This window comes from Klebsiella sp. 141161 (assembly GCF_050600815.1).
GTDB classification, from domain to species: domain Bacteria; phylum Pseudomonadota; class Gammaproteobacteria; order Enterobacterales; family Enterobacteriaceae; genus Klebsiella; species Klebsiella aerogenes.
In genome coordinates this window covers 150,418-165,268 of sequence record NZ_JAQIRN010000003.1, presented here as the reverse complement: position 1 = coordinate 165,268, position 14,851 = coordinate 150,418, and the positions used below count along the sequence as shown (strand labels likewise).

Below are 14,851 nucleotides of genomic sequence, written 5' to 3'. Positions count from 1 at the left end.
CGACATTAGTTCGTTGGCAAGCCCGACGGGGCTTTAAGCAAAAAAATTGTACAGGCGCAACACAGCGTCTGCATCCAGGGCGCGGAGTATACCATCATTGTTCGCTTTTCGCCTGGCATTGCGCATTTTCGCAAAAATGTATCCGTAGGGTGAATGCCGCGAGTTTGCTTAACCGCCCGACTCCGTTACCATACTGATAGCCATCGAGACATAACAAGAGTCTATATTCACTATGCCAAAGAAAAATGAGGCCCCGGCCAGCTTTGAGAGCGCTTTAGGCGAACTCGAGCAGATCGTTAATCGTCTGGAAAGCGGCTCACTACCGCTGGAAGAAGCGCTCAGCGAATTTGAACGCGGCGTGCAGCTCGCGCGCCAGGGGCAGACGAAACTGCAACAGGCCGAACAGCGTGTCCAAATCCTGCTGGCCGATAGCGAAGATGCGCCGTTGACTCCCTTTACGCCGGACGCTGAATAAATGGACTTCCCGCAACAATTACAGGCCTGTGTCTCCCAGGCCAATGACGCGCTGCGCCGTTTTATCTCTCCGCTGCCGTTTCAGAACACTCCGCTGGTTGAAGCAATGCACTATGGCGCATTATTAGGCGGTAAACGCCTGCGCCCTTTCCTGGTTTACGCCACCGGCGAGATGTTCGGCGTTAGCCGTTCTACGCTGGATGCCCCAGCCGCCGCCGTCGAATGTATTCATGCCTACTCGCTGATGCATGACGATCTGCCGGCGATGGACGACGACGATCTGCGCCGCGGTCAACCCACGTGCCACATCAAGTTTGGCGAAGCGAACGCAATTCTTGCCGGCGACGCCCTGCAAACGCTGGCATTTTCTATACTGAGTGATACGCCGATGCCGGAAGTGCCGGATCGTGACCGTCTGGCGATGGTTTCCGAACTAGCCCAGGCCAGCGGCGTCGCCGGAATGTGCGGCGGTCAGGCGCTGGATCTCGAGGCGGAAGGCGAACAGGTCAATCTACAGGCGCTGGAGCGAATCCATCGCCATAAGACCGGAGCGCTTATCCGCGCGGCGGTTCGTCTTGGCGCGCTGAGCGCCGGCGAGCGTGGCCGTCAGGCGCTGCCAGCGCTCGATCGCTTCGCTGAGAATATCGGCCTCGCCTTCCAGGTGCAGGATGACATTCTCGATGTGGTAGGTGATACTGCGACTCTTGGCAAACGTCAGGGTGCCGACCAACAGTTAGGCAAAAGTACCTATCCGGCGCTTTTGGGTCTTGAGCAAGCCCAGCAGAAAGCGCGCGATCTGATTGCCGATGCCCGCCAGGCTTTAGATGAGCTGGCAGCGCAATCGCTGGATACCACGGCACTGGAAGCGCTCGCGAATTACATTATTCAGCGCGATAAATAAACAATAAATGAGTCTCTGATGAGTTTTGATATTGCCAAATACCCAACCCTGGCGCTGGTAGATTCCACCCAGGAGTTGCGCCTGCTGCCAAAAGATAGCCTGCCTAAGCTTTGCGATGAGCTGCGCCGTTATCTTCTGGACAGCGTGAGCCGCTCAAGCGGCCATTTTGCCTCTGGCCTTGGCACGGTTGAACTGACCGTGGCGCTGCACTATGTCTACAATACGCCTTTCGACCGCTTAATCTGGGACGTCGGCCATCAGGCTTACCCGCACAAAATTCTCACCGGCCGTCGCGATAAAATCGGCACTATTCGCCAGAAAGGCGGGTTGCATCCGTTCCCGTGGCGCGGCGAAAGCGAATATGACGTACTGAGCGTCGGTCACTCCTCTACCTCTATCTCCGCGGGTATTGGGGTCGCTATTGCCGCCGAAAAAGAAGGCAAGCAGCGGCGCACCGTTTGCGTCATTGGCGATGGAGCTATCACCGCCGGGATGGCATTTGAGGCGATGAACCATGCGGGCGATATCAAACCAGACATGCTGGTCGTGTTGAACGACAATGAAATGTCGATCTCAGAGAATGTCGGCGCGTTGAACAACCATCTGGCGCAGCTGCTGTCCGGCAAGCTATACTCTTCGCTACGTGAAGGCGGCAAAAAAGTCTTCTCCGGCGTACCGCCGATTAAAGAACTGCTTAAGCGTACCGAAGAGCATATTAAAGGTATGGTGGTGCCCGGCACGCTGTTTGAAGAGATGGGCTTTAACTACATCGGTCCGGTAGATGGCCACGATGTACTGGGTCTGGTCAATACGCTGAAGAATATGCGCGATCTGAAAGGACCGCAGTTCTTGCACATCATGACCAAAAAAGGCCGTGGATATGAACCGGCTGAAAAAGATCCCATCACCTTCCACGCGGTACCGAAATTCGATCACACCAGCGGCGTGCTGCCAAAAAGCAGCGGCGGCCTGCCAACCTATTCGAAAATCTTTGGCGACTGGCTGTGCGAAACCGCGGCGAAGGATGACAAACTGATGGCCGTCACCCCGGCGATGCGTGAAGGTTCGGGCATGGTCGAGTTCTCGAAGAAATTCCCCGATCAATATTTTGATGTCGCCATTGCCGAACAGCACGCAGTCACCTTTGCCGCCGGGATGGCGATTGGCGGCTATAAGCCGATCGTGGCGATTTACTCAACCTTCCTGCAGCGCGCTTACGATCAGGTGATCCATGATGTCGCCATTCAAAAGCTGCCGGTACTGTTTGCAATCGATCGCGCGGGCATCGTCGGCGCCGACGGTCAGACGCACCAGGGGGCATTCGATCTCTCCTTCCTGCGCTGCATTCCGGAAATGGTGATCATGACCCCGAGCGACGAGAATGAATGTCGCCAGATGCTCTACACCGGATACCACTATAACGACGGCCCTAGCGCAGTACGCTATCCGCGAGGCACAGGTACTGGCGCGGAACTGGCACCACTGGCGTCGCTGCCGATCGGGAAAGGCGTGGTGAAACGTAACGGCGAGAAGCTGGCAATTCTTAACTTCGGGACTTTACTGCCGGAAGCCGCTCAGGTTGCGGAAAAACTCAATGCGACGCTGGTCGATATGCGTTTTGTGAAACCGCTTGATGAGGCGCTGATCCTGCAGCTTGCCGCCGATCACGAGGTGCTGGTCACGCTTGAAGAGAACGCCGTCATGGGCGGCGCTGGCAGCGGCGTCAACGAGCTGTTGATGGCCCACCGTCGCGCGGTACCGGTGCTGAACATCGGCCTGCCGGACTTCTTTATCCCGCAGGGGACTCAAGAAGAAGTTCGCGCCGACCTCGGCCTGGATGCCGCCGGTATCGAAGCCAAAATCCGCGACTGGTTGGCATAATTGCCCATACCGCTCCTGCTATGCTTAAAGGATTCCCTTTAAAGTAGCAGGAGCGTCTTATGCACTACATCCCTCTTGGCGATACCCATCTTCGCGTTTCCCGACTCTGTCTCGGCTGCATGACCTTCGGCGAGCCTGACCGCGGCAATCACGCCTGGACGCTCCCTGAAGAGAGCAGCCGTCCGCTGATTAAACGTGCGCTGGAAGGTGGAATTAACTTCTTTGATACCTCGAACAACTATTCCGATGGCAGCAGCGAAGAGATACTTGGCCGCGCGCTGCGGGAGTACGCTCGCCGCGATTCGGTGATCGTCGCCACCAAAGTTTATCATCAGGTCGGCGATCTGCCGCAGGGGCTGTCACGCGCGCAAATCATGCGATCCATCGACGATAGCCTGCGCCGTCTGGGAATGGACTATGTCGACCTGTTGCAGATCCACCGCTGGGATTACGCCACGCCCATCGAAGAAACGCTGGAGGCGCTCAGCGATGTCGTTCGCGCCGGGAAAGCGCGCTATATCGGCGCATCATCTATGCATGCCCGACAGTTCGCCCAGGCGCTCGCTCTGCAGGAACAGAACAATTGGGCGCGCTTCGTCACCATGCAGGATCACTACAACCTGATTTATCGCGAAGAAGAAAACGAGATGTTGCCGCTATGCCAGCGCAAAGGGATTGCGGTCATGCCGTGGAGCCCGCTGGCGCGCGGCCGTTTGACGCGGCCATGGGGAGAAACGACTGCACGCCTCGTCTCTGATGAGTTCGGTAAATCGCTGTATAGCGCCACCGACGCCAATGATGAGCAGATAGCGCAGAAGCTGGAGGAAGTGACTGAAGAATTAGATGCCAACCGCGCACAGGTGGCGCTGGCCTGGCTCTTAAGCAAGCCCGGCGTGGCTGCGCCGATTATTGGCGCCTCGCGTCAGGAACAGCTGGATGAGCTCCTGCATGCCGTCGATTTAACTCTGACGCCGGAACAGATCGATAAGCTGGAAGCCCCCTATCGGCCCCACCCAATCGTCGGCTTCAAGTAACGCCGCAATTTAAACCCCGGCCGTGCCGGGGTGCAGATTTAAATTAGACCTATCGGCCAGTGGTGGCCTATCAGATAAAGTACGCCGGCGGAGATCACCCCGGCGACGATATCGTCGACCATGATCCCCATTCCGCCATGGATGTTGCGGTCGAACCAACGAATTGGCCATGGCTTCCACATATCGAAGATACGGAAAATAACGAAACCGGCTGCCACCCACTGCCAGTCCATCGTCGGTAACGCCATCAGGGTGATCCACATCCCGACAAACTCATCCCAAACGATGCTGCCGTGGTCATGGGTGCCCATATCTTTGGCCGTACGGTGACAAAGATAGACGCCGATACAGATGCTCATCATCACCACCAGCGAATAGAGCTGCCAGGGGAGAAAGGTCATCAGATACCAGAACGGAATCGCCGCCAGCGACCCCATCGTTCCCGGAACCACCGGACTCAGCCCGCTACCGAACCCGGTCGCCAGCAGGTGCCAGGGATTGCGCATATTAAGGCGGCTTTTCGCCTCGTCTCTACTGCGTGCCAAAATGATCGTACCCCTTTAAATCCAATTTAATCGGCTTACCCTCACGGGTAAACTGCAGTCCATCTGCTTCCGCCACGATCTGGCCGATACAGGTAAAACGCGCGCCAAGCTGACCAATCGCAACATCCAACGCCCCGCGGTTTAGCTCGGGTACGGTAAAGCACAATTCATAATCTTCGCCGCCGGCGAGCGCCCAGCGCAGCGCCTGCTCAGGATCAACCTGGCGCAGCATGGCATCGGAATACGGCATCGCATCGAGATCGATACGCGCGCCGCAGGCGCTGGCCTTCAGGATATGACCAAGGTCAGAAATCAGACCGTCAGAAAGATCGATCGCTGAATTGGCCAGATCGCGCAGCGCCTGGCCCTGCAGTACGCGGGGCATCGGACGCAAATGGCGCGCCAGCAGGTAATCGGCATCCGCTGGCGAATCAACCATTAACCGGTCCTGTAAAAGCGCCAGCCCGGCGGCGCTATCACCGGGCGTGCCGGTGACATAAATCCAGTCGCCTGGCTTGGCACCGGAACGCTTCATCGCGCGGCCCGGCGGTACAAAGCCGTGGATACCCAGCGTCATCGATAGCGGCCCACGAGTGGTGTCGCCGCCGATTAGCTGCATATCGTAATAGTTAAGCTGGACAAACAGACTGTCGCTAAAGGCTTCAAGCCACGCTTCGTCTGCTTCCGGCAAAGTGAGCGCCAGCGTCAACCACGCCGGTTCCGCGCCCATCGCCGCCAAATCGCTCAGGTTCACCGCCAGCGCTTTATAGGCCAGGTCGGCAGGGTCGATGTCGGCTAAAAAGTGGTTGCCCGCCACCAGGGTGTCGGTGCTGATTGCCAGCGTTTTTTTCTCGGGGATATTCAGGAGCGCGCAGTCATCGCCGATGCCGGTTTCAACATCAAGGCGGGCGCTTTTAACGCGATCAAAATAACGGGCAATCAGGGAAAATTCGCCGCATGCCATACGTTATGCCTCAGCAAAGAAAAGAATAAGGCCGGGTTCGCAGGATCTGATCCTACAAAGCCCGGCCTGCAGTTTACTTTTTGCGGGGACGGATTACCGGGGCCGCTTTATCCAGCACGCCGTTGACAAACTTGTGGCTATCTTCAGCGCCGAAGGTTTTCGCCAGCTCGATAGCTTCGTTGATAGCCACTTTATACGGCACGTCATCACGCTTCGACAGCTCAAACAGCGCAATACGCAGTACCGCTTTTTCTACCTGACCCAGCTCTTCCAGCTGGCGCGACAGGTATGGCTTCATCAGACCGTCGAGATACGCGCTGTTAGTCGCCACTCCGGACAGCAGTTCACGGAAATACAGAACGTCTACATCTTTTACATCCTGTTCCGCCAGGAACTGGTATTCAACATCAGCGATGTCGTTCTGGGACAACTGCCAGGAGTAGAGCGCCTGGACGGCACACTCACGGGCGCGGCGACGAGCAGCAGGTTTCACGGAATTCCCCTTACAAAAAATCAGGCCTTGATGGCTTTCAATACGTTAATCATTTCCAGCGCGGTCAGCGCGGCTTCTGCGCCTTTGTTACCGGCTTTGGTGCCAGCGCGTTCGATGGCTTGTTCAATACTTTCAGTAGTCAGAACACCGAAGGCTACCGGGATTTCACTGTCCTGAGCGACGTGCGCCAGGCCATTGCTTGCACCGCCAGCCACATATTCAAAGTGGGCGGTACCGCCGCGAATCACCGTACCCAGCGCGATCACCGCGTCATATTTACCGGTTTTTGCCAGTGCGCCAGCCGCCAGCGGCAGCTCATACGCGCCTGGAACCCAAACAACGGTGATGTTTTCATCTTTTACCTGACCAATGCGCTTGAGGGCGTCAATCGCGCCTTCCAGCAGGCTGTCATTGATAAAGTTGTTGAAACGCGCAATGGTGATGGCGACGCGAGCGTCCGGGGTAGCAACGTTAGCTTCAATAATGTTCATACTCTTCCTTCGGGTTCATGTGCCCCGCAAGGGGGGCGGATTTTATCATAATATTCTGGGCGCTGCTTCCTAATATTAGGAATACATCACGCAGTCGTTAAATGCAGGCAGACATCGGGCCCGACCTGACGTATCTCGTTGAATTTGAAATGGGGGGCCTGGCTCAGTTTCTCAAGCCCCGGCAGCGCGCATAAACCGCGCGCGTCACTGCCTAACAGTTTAGGCGCAATATAGACGATAAGCTCATCCACCAGCCCGGCCTGTAGCAAAGCGCCGGCCAGCGTCGGCCCCGCTTCCACCCAAATGCTGTTCACCTGCTGTTTACCGAGCTGCATCATTAGCAGCACGAGGTCGAGATGGCCGTTATGTTCCGGCACCAGCAAGGTACGCACGTTGTCAGGCCAGGTACGTTCATCGGCATGGGTGCGGGCAAACAGGGTTTCACCTTGCTGATGAACAATTCGATGCTCAGGCGTGACGCGGTTTTGGCTATCGATGACGATACGCAGCGGCTGACGCAGATTTTCCTGCGGATAGAGCGCCTGCGTATCGGCGCTCAGCTCTTGCCAGCGCACGGTCAACGCCGGATCGTCCGCCAGCACGGTCGCGCTGCTGGTCAGAATAGCGTGGCTCTGCGCGCGCAGGCGCTGCACGTCGCGTCGCGCCTGTGGCGAGGTGATCCACTGGCTTTCGCCGCTGGCCATCGCCGTACGGCCATCAAGCGAAGCGCCCATCTTCAGTTGGATCCACGGAAAACCGGTGCGCATCCGCTTCAGAAAACCTTTATTCAGCGCTTCCGCTTCATTCATCATCAGCCCATGGCTGACGTCAATACCTGCCTGCTGCAGGCGATACAGGCCGCGACCGGCCACCTGCGGATTCGGGTCCTGCATTGCCGCTACCACGCGAGCAACGCCCGCGGCGATCAGCGCATCGCAGCACGGCGGCGTGCGGCCATGGTGGCTGCAGGGCTCGAGGGTGACGTAGGCGGTCGCGCCTTTGGCTTTCTCGCCGGCCATACGCAGCGCGTGCACTTCGGCGTGCGGCTCGCCGGCCCGATAGTGGAAGCCCTCGCCGACGATCTCGCCGTCTTTTACAATCACGCAGCCGACGTTGGGATTAGGATGGGTAGTAAAGCGTCCGCGCGCGGCAAGCTTCAGCGCTCGCGCCATGTACATTTCGTCCTGCATGGCTTAGTCCTGTAAACGGGCGATTTCTTCGCCGAACTCTTTAATATCTTCGAAACTGCGATAGACGGAAGCGAAGCGAATATAGGCGACCTTGTCGAGCTTCTTCAGCTGTTCCATCACCAGATTACCGATCATTTTACTCGCGACTTCACGTTCACCGGTGCCGCGCAGATGGGTTTTGATGTGATTTACCGCCATTTCAACGTCATCGGCGCTGACCGGTCGCTTTTCCAGCGCTTTCAACATCCCGCTACGCAGCTTGTCTTCGTTGAAAGGTTCGCGCACGTCGTTGCTTTTTACCACCCGCGGCATTACCAGTTCCGCCACTTCAAAAGTGGTAAAGCGTTCATTGCAGACCAGACACTGCCGACGACGACGCACGGAGGAGCCTTCGCCGACCAGGCGAGAATCGATGACTTTGGTATCCACGGCGAAACAGAAAGGGCAATGCATGGCGCGTCCTGACAGGTAGTTAATCTGAAGGGTAGTTTACCCTGAAGTCAGCGGACTACAAAGAAAGAGCTTTTGAGACAAAGGATCTATGGTAGGCCAATTCAGTTTAGCTACCATTAATCATCCTCTGTAAACGGAATCCTGACCATGACAAGACGTTACCTACAACTGGCTATCATCGGCAGCCTGTTCACCCTTACCGCCTGCGCCCAGCAAAGCGAAGTTCGTCAGATGAACGAGAGCGTCAGTACGCTGAGCAAAGAGATGACCCAGCTGAATCAGCAAACGATAAAAATCACTCAGCAAAACGCACTGAATGCTAAATCCACCAGCGGCGTCTACCTGCTACCGGATGCTAAAACGCCGGCGCGGCTGGAGAGCCAGATCGGCACCCTGCGCATGTCAGTGGGCAGTATTACGGCCGATGGCGACGGTTCGCGCCTGACCTTACGTATCCAGGGCGAGTCTAACGATCCGCTCCCGGCCTTCACCGCGACCGTCGCTTCCGGGCAGATCACCGGTACCACCCACAGCTATCAGGAAGTCAACGTCCAGGAGCAGCTGATTAGCGCCCCGGCCAGCATCCTGGCGCCCAGCGATGTCGATATCCCGCTGCGCCTGAATGTGACGCCTGATAAAGTCGGCTTTATTCGTATCCACGATATCCAACCTGTCAGCGCGCAGTAAGCGCTCACGCCGGGCAAAACGGCCCGGCGCCCCACTTTTCATCTATCGAAGTTATCCATTTACAACTTTTCATAAGAGTTCATTAGAAATCGCTCCTGAAGGCGATTTTCAGTAGCATTTTGTCAAGAAATGCATAGAATCGTGAACGCAATCGATTACGCATGTTCTGGTTATGTGAAACAACACGTATTTTTGTGAGCAATGATTTCTATAATAGACCCCCACAGAAAGACGAAATATTTAGCAACGCTTCGGCAATTTTCTTAACGCCTTTTGGCTTAATTTAAACAGTGGCATCAACATGAAAAAAACATTACTGGCAGCGAGCGCTGTTGTGGCGCTTTCCGCTTCTTTCACCGCTGGCGCGGCAGAAACTGAAAAACCGCAGTACCTGTCTGATTGGTGGCACCAGAGTGTGAACGTAGTCGGTAGCTACCACACTCGTTTTGGACCGCAGATCCGTAACGATACCTATCTGGAATACGAAGCGTTTGCTAAAAAAGATTGGTTTGATTTCTACGGCTATATCGATGCGCCGGTCTTCTTCGGCGGCAACAGCACGGCGAAAGGTATCTGGAACAAAGGCTCCCCGCTGTTTATGGAGATCGAACCGCGTTTCTCTATCGACAAGCTGACCAACACCGATCTGAGCTTCGGGCCGTTCAAAGAGTGGTACTTCGCGAACAACTATATCTACGATATGGGCCGCAACGACTCTCAGGAGCAAAGCACCTGGTATATGGGTCTGGGTACCGATATCGATACCGGTCTGCCGATGAGCCTGTCGCTGAACATCTATGCTAAATACCAGTGGCAGAACTACGGCGCCTCCAACGAAAACGAGTGGGACGGCTACCGCTTCAAGGTGAAATACTTCGTTCCGCTGACCGACCTGTGGGGCGGTTCGCTGAGCTATATCGGCTTCACCAACTTCGACTGGGGTTCTGACCTTGGCGACGACAACTTCTACGATATGAACGGTAAGCACGCGCGTACCAGCAACTCTATCGCGTCCAGCCACATCCTGGCGCTGAACTACGCGCACTGGCACTACTCTATCGTCGCGCGTTACTTCCATAACGGCGGCCAGTGGGCTGATGATGCTAAACTGAACTTCGGCGATGGCGATTTCAGCGTACGCTCTACCGGCTGGGGTGGTTACTTCGTTGTAGGTTACAACTTCTAAGCGCCTTTTCCTGTAACAGAGCGCCCGGTACGCGTTTACGCCAACCGGGCGTTTTTTTATCGCCCCTCACATCTCACCTTGCGTAAGAAATCACTCAATGAACGGTCGGCGCACTCGCTGAAACGACGCTCGGTCGCCCTTACCTCCAGACAACGATCGATTCGAAAGTTACGATAATCACTGCGCAGTTCGCACCAGGCCACCAGCAGCCAGCGCTCCCCCCAGAAAAACAGCCCCAGCGGCAGCACTTCACGCCGCGTCACCTGACCGGATTCATCCTGGTAGTGAAGCTGTAATACCTGCTGATTGGATACAGCCTGATGGATAACGTCAAAATGGGTTTTAGCATAACGATGCGCGCCAAGGTCGGGGGCAAACAGCCGGGTCTGCTCCGCTTTGCGCCGCCTCTCTTCCGGCAAAATCGCCAGCATTTTTTCCTGGGCTGACTCCAGCGACTGCGAAAGCGCATCGCCGCCCCAGGTCTTCAGTAGTCGAATCGCCGCAATGAGCGCTTCGGATTCTTTGGTGGTCAACATGAGTGGCGGCAGGTCGTAACCCGCCAGCAGACGATAACCGCTCCCGGCCTCCCCCTCAACCGGGACGCCTGAGAGCGAGAGGTCGCGGATATCGCGATAGACGGTACGCTCCGACACGCCCAACCGTTCCGCCAGCAGCGCGGCAGTAGTTAGCCGCCTGCCGCGCAGGATCTGCACTATCTGAAATAAACGGTCGGCGCGTCGGGTCATTTCTCGTTTCGCTAAATAGTCAGGTTAAACCGGTTGATGCAAACCTACACGGTTGCCTTCGCTGTCGGTAAACAGGGCGATGGTGCCAATATCATTCGGCAGCGCCAGCGGGCCAAATACGCACGCTCCTCCCGCCGAGGCGATACGATCCAGCGTCGCGGCAAGGTTGTCGGTATGCAGATAAATAATAGCGCCCTGCGGCGATGGCGCGATACCGTCAAATTTAGCCAACGCGCCGCCGGGGGCCGGGTCCTGATGTGGGAAGACGGCCAGGTCCGCGCAATCCATGGTTTCACGACGTAACGTCACCTGCATTACCGGCTCATAAAACGCGACGGCGCGATCCATATCTGCGACCGGAATTTCAAACCAGTTAATCACGTTGTTCATACTTCCTCCTGCTCGTTAGTGAGTTCAGAAGCAGTGTACGAGAGGGCTCCTGACAGCATACTGTCAGCAGTGTGCTAAACGGTTTTCAGAATTTGGCATATCAGGTTGTGGGTATACTCAACCTGCGCAGATATCCCTGTTTGAAGGGTTATTGCAAGCGCAGCGCCGCCGGGCAATATCCGCGGATAAGGAGCCGCTTTTGCGCCGGATGGCAGCTGCGCCTTATCCGGCCTACGGTCCGTGCGGCCTGCCGTTAATTTATTCACCATGCTGGCTGAAACTGCCGGTGTTGGTGGCCTCAAAATCGCTGAGACGTTCCCGGAAGGTCGGAGCAGCCCGCATAGATGCGGGCTGAGGGCCGTGATTTGCAGAGATAAATGTTGCAGGTAGCGAGCTGCCTGGCGAAGGTTTACTAAGTTTGTTTTATGCTGAAGATGAAGGTAGAAGCGAGGTTTTCTGGAGAAATGAGGGCTAAAGAGGCGATTTTTCCGCACTTGTAGCCTAGGCCGGATAATTTTGGCAAAAAAAATCCCGGCCACAAGGCCGGGATTGCTTTATCTCAACTGAACCGATTACGGCAGAATAGACGGCTGATCCGCCCCTTCTTTTTCGACCTTCTGCTGGATCAGATGCTCGCGCTTCATGCCCAGTTTCAACGCCAGCGCGGACGCGACGTAGATAGAAGAAGCCGTACCGATGGATACACCGATCAGCATGGTCAGCGAGAAGCCTTCCAGAATCGGGCCGCCGAAGAGGAACAGCATCAGGATCACCATCAGGGTGGTACCGGAGGTGATCAAGGTACGGTGCAGCGTCTGGGTCAACGACACGTTAAAGATTTCGTACGGCGTACCGCGACGGATCTTACGGAAGTTTTCACGGATACGGTCCGATACCACGATACTATCGTTCAACGAGTAACCGATGACCGACATCAATGATGCGACGATGGTCAGGTCAATCTCGATATGGAACAACGACAGCACGCCCATGGTAATCACCACGTCGTGCGCCAGTGCGATAACGACCCCAGCCGCCAGTCGCCATTCAAAGCGGAAGCCGACATAGATAAGGATACACACCAGCGCCGCAATCAGCGCCAGAGCGCCAGTTTGCGCAAGGTCCGCGCCCACGCTCGGGCCAACGAACTCAATACGTTTCACCGTCGCGCTTTGGCTGGTCGATTCGTTAATCACGTTAACGACTTTGCTGCCCAGCTCCTGGCTGCCGTTGGCATCGTGTACCGGCGGCATACGCACCATGATGTCGCGGCTGCTGCCGAAGTTCTGCAGCTGCGGCTCCTCAAAGCCCGCTTTCTGCAGCGAATCGCGCAGCTGGTCCATATCAACCGGTTTTTCGAGGGTAATTTCAATCACCGTACCGCCGGTGAAATCGAGCCCCCAGTTAAACCCGCGAACGCCAATGATGGCGATCGACACAATCAGCAGAAAACCTGAAATGCCGAAGGCCCAGTAGTCCCAGCGCATAAAGTCCCAGACTTTACGACCGTGGTTCAATTGTTCAACAGTATATTCCTGTGCCACAACGCACTCCTCAGATAGACAGCTTTTTCACGCGCTTGCCGCCGTACAGCAGGTTCACGATGGCACGGGTGCCGACGATAGCGGTAAACATTGAGGTCGCGATACCGATACCGGTAGTAATCGCAAACCCTTTAATGGCACCGGTACCGACCGCGTACAGGATGATAACCTTAATTAGCGTCGTCACGTTGGCGTCGAAGATAGAGCTAAATGCGCCCTTATAACCTTCGTCAATCGCCTGCTGAACGGTACGTCCGTTGCTCAGCTCTTCTTTGATACGCTCGTTAATCAGTACGTTAGCATCGACCGCCACCGCAAGGGTTAAGACGATACCCGCGATCCCCGGCATGGTCAGCGTTGCCCCAGGAATCAGGGACATAATGCCGACAATCAGCACCAGGTTAGCAATCAGCGCAGAGGTCGCAATCAGGCCGAACTTCTTATAGAAGAAGATCATAAACAGGATAGAGACCACCAGACCGGCCAGACACGCTTCCAGGCCCTGCTTGATGTTCTGCATACCCAGAGTCGGGCCGATAGTACGCTCTTCAACAATCTGAATCGGCGCAATCAGGGCGCCCGCACGCAGCAGCAGAGAAAGCTGACGCGCTTCGGTCGGGTTGCTGATACCGGTGATACGGAAGCTATTGCCAAGGCGAGACTGGATATTGGCGATGTTAATCACCTCTTCCTCTTTCGCAAGGATAGCGCGACCGTTGGCATCTTTCTTACCGCTGTCTTTGTACTCCACGAACAGGGTCGCCATCGGTTTACCGATATTGTCCTTGGTGAAGTTAGACATGATGTTGCCACCTGCGCTATCGAGCGAGATGTTAACCTGCGGCTGGTTGTACTCGTCCATGCTGGAAGTGGAGTCGGTGATATGGTCGCCGGTCAGGATCACGCGCTTATACAGCACCACCGGACGGCCTTCACGGGTGTCTTTCACTTCCGAATCGCCCGGTACGCGGCCAGAAGCGGCTGCGGACTGATCGACGTTGGTGTTCACCAGACGGAATTCCAGCGTCGCGGTCGCGCCAAGGATTTCCTTCGCACGCGCGGTATCCTGGATACCCGGCAGTTCAACCACGATACGGTCGGAACCCTGACGCTGAACCAGCGGTTCGGCCACGCCGAGCTGGTTTACACGGTTACGCAGAATGTTGATGTTCTGCTGAACGGCGTATTCACGGGCTTCTTTAAGACGTTCGTCGGTCATCACCGCTTTCAGCGCATTGTTACCCTGGCTTGAAATAACCAGATCGCGATGGCGCGGGCTGAGATAAGAGATAGCCTGGTCGCGCGCCGCGCTGTCGCGGAAGACGATGCTCAGACCGTAGTTGTCTTCCTTACGCACGGTGGAGTATGGAATGCCTTTGTCACGCAGCTCGCTGCGCAGGCTATCGATGTTTTGTTCCTGCAGTTTGCCTAATGCGGTGTCCATGTCCACTTCCATCAGGAAGTGCACGCCGCCGCGCAGGTCAAGACCCAGCTTCATCGGCTCGGCATACATCGCCGCCAGCCAGCGCGGGGTAGCAGGAGCAAGGTTTAGCGCCACGACGTATTTGTCACCCAGCAGATTAACCAGCGCTTCGCGCGCTCGCAGCTGAGTGTCGGTGGTGTCGAAGCGCGCAAGAATTGCGCCCTCTTCCAGTGCCACAGACTTCGCGGTGATTTTTTCTTCTTGTAAAGTTTTCTGGACCTGGATCAGCGTTTGCTCACTGGCGGCGACGCCGCGCGCGCCAGTGATTTGAACAGCCGGATCCTCACCATACAGGTTGGGAAGCGCGTAAATCAGGCCGACGATAATCACGACGACCAGCATAACGTACTTCCACAAAGGATAACGGTTTAACACGGCAGTTCCCTTAG

16 protein-coding genes are annotated in these 14,851 nt (G+C 56.1%); 6 read left to right on the top strand and 10 right to left on the bottom strand.

Translation table 11 applies throughout. The features are described 5' to 3' along the window. Positions 1 to 232 precede the first annotated feature (232 nt). From xseB to PGR79_RS09100, 4 genes are read left to right on the top strand one after another with little or no spacing between them, the layout of a single operon-like run. A complete protein-coding gene (xseB, locus tag PGR79_RS09115; protein WP_015367987.1) occupies positions 233 to 475 on the top strand; it encodes an exodeoxyribonuclease VII small subunit in 243 nt (80 codons plus the stop codon). Next, complete coding sequence (gene ispA / locus PGR79_RS09110) at positions 476 to 1,375, top strand: (2E,6E)-farnesyl diphosphate synthase (protein WP_087860399.1); 900 nt, start codon at positions 476 to 478, stop codon at positions 1,373 to 1,375. 18 nt (positions 1,376 to 1,393) lie between these two features. Beyond that, on the top strand, positions 1,394 to 3,256 hold the full coding sequence (gene dxs, locus PGR79_RS09105; protein ID WP_087860400.1) for a 1-deoxy-D-xylulose-5-phosphate synthase: 1,863 nt from the start codon (positions 1,394 to 1,396) through the stop codon (positions 3,254 to 3,256). A gap of 59 nt (positions 3,257 to 3,315) precedes the next feature. Further along, positions 3,316 to 4,290, top strand: coding sequence for an aldo/keto reductase (locus PGR79_RS09100; RefSeq protein WP_430921502.1), 975 nt, complete (start codon positions 3,316 to 3,318; stop codon positions 4,288 to 4,290). A 38-nt stretch (positions 4,291 to 4,328) separates the two neighbouring features. Here the strand turns inward: PGR79_RS09100 and pgpA are convergent, their stop codons facing one another. The 6 genes from pgpA to nrdR all read right to left on the bottom strand — a co-directional run bounded on the left by pgpA (position 4,329) and on the right by nrdR (position 8,426). Next, entirely contained in the window at positions 4,329 to 4,841 is a 513-nt protein-coding gene (pgpA, locus tag PGR79_RS09095) for a phosphatidylglycerophosphatase A (RefSeq protein WP_259678433.1), read from the bottom strand. Then, positions 4,822 to 5,799 carry a thiamine-phosphate kinase gene (gene thiL / locus PGR79_RS09090; RefSeq protein WP_113373730.1) on the bottom strand — a complete coding sequence of 326 codons (978 nt, stop codon included), beginning with the start codon at positions 5,797 to 5,799 and terminating at the stop codon, positions 4,822 to 4,824. The genes pgpA and thiL overlap by 20 nt, the downstream gene beginning before the upstream one ends. 73 nt (positions 5,800 to 5,872) lie before the next feature. Continuing rightward, positions 5,873 to 6,292 (bottom strand): transcription antitermination factor NusB, encoded by a 420-nt coding sequence (gene nusB, locus PGR79_RS09085; RefSeq protein WP_015367993.1) that lies wholly within the window; start codon positions 6,290 to 6,292, stop codon positions 5,873 to 5,875. 20 nt (positions 6,293 to 6,312) lie between these two features. Beyond that, positions 6,313 to 6,783 (bottom strand): 6,7-dimethyl-8-ribityllumazine synthase, encoded by a 471-nt coding sequence (gene ribH / locus PGR79_RS09080; RefSeq protein WP_001021161.1) that lies wholly within the window; start codon positions 6,781 to 6,783, stop codon positions 6,313 to 6,315. 86 nt (positions 6,784 to 6,869) lie between these two features. Next, entirely contained in the window at positions 6,870 to 7,973 is a 1,104-nt protein-coding gene (gene ribD, locus PGR79_RS09075; protein WP_087860404.1) for a bifunctional diaminohydroxyphosphoribosylaminopyrimidine deaminase/5-amino-6-(5-phosphoribosylamino)uracil reductase RibD, read from the bottom strand. Between the two features lie 3 nt (positions 7,974 to 7,976). After that, positions 7,977 to 8,426, bottom strand: coding sequence for a transcriptional regulator NrdR (gene nrdR, locus PGR79_RS09070; RefSeq protein WP_002890417.1), 450 nt, complete (start codon positions 8,424 to 8,426; stop codon positions 7,977 to 7,979). Between the two features lie 147 nt (positions 8,427 to 8,573). On the opposite strand from nrdR, the gene PGR79_RS09065 reads away from it, so the two are divergent. Together PGR79_RS09065 and PGR79_RS09060 are read left to right on the top strand one after the other, a co-directional pair. After that, positions 8,574 to 9,113, top strand: a complete 540-nt coding sequence (locus tag PGR79_RS09065; protein ID WP_430921500.1) for a DUF3251 domain-containing protein — start codon at positions 8,574 to 8,576, stop codon at positions 9,111 to 9,113. Positions 9,114 to 9,414: 301 nt separating this feature from the next. Continuing rightward, positions 9,415 to 10,299, top strand: coding sequence for a nucleoside-specific channel-forming protein Tsx (locus PGR79_RS09060; RefSeq protein ID WP_015367996.1), 885 nt, complete (start codon positions 9,415 to 9,417; stop codon positions 10,297 to 10,299). A gap of 56 nt (positions 10,300 to 10,355) precedes the next feature. Here the strand turns inward: PGR79_RS09060 and PGR79_RS09055 are convergent, their stop codons facing one another. From PGR79_RS09055 to secD, 4 genes are all read right to left on the bottom strand, one after another. Then, the gene (locus PGR79_RS09055; RefSeq protein ID WP_430921498.1) at positions 10,356 to 11,045 is read right to left on the bottom strand and encodes a helix-turn-helix transcriptional regulator; all 690 of its coding nucleotides are present in this window, start codon (positions 11,043 to 11,045) and stop codon (positions 10,356 to 10,358) included. A gap of 24 nt (positions 11,046 to 11,069) precedes the next feature. Continuing rightward, positions 11,070 to 11,435, bottom strand: coding sequence for a VOC family protein (locus tag PGR79_RS09050; protein WP_015704559.1), 366 nt, complete (start codon positions 11,433 to 11,435; stop codon positions 11,070 to 11,072). Between the two features lie 572 nt (positions 11,436 to 12,007). Then, positions 12,008 to 12,979: a protein translocase subunit SecF gene (secF, locus tag PGR79_RS09045; protein WP_015367999.1), complete on the bottom strand. Its 972-nt coding sequence runs from the start codon at positions 12,977 to 12,979 to the stop codon at positions 12,008 to 12,010. 10 nt (positions 12,980 to 12,989) lie between these two features. After that, on the bottom strand, positions 12,990 to 14,837 hold the full coding sequence (gene secD, locus PGR79_RS09040) for a protein translocase subunit SecD (RefSeq protein ID WP_015704558.1): 1,848 nt from the start codon (positions 14,835 to 14,837) through the stop codon (positions 12,990 to 12,992). Positions 14,838 to 14,851 lie beyond the last annotated feature (14 nt).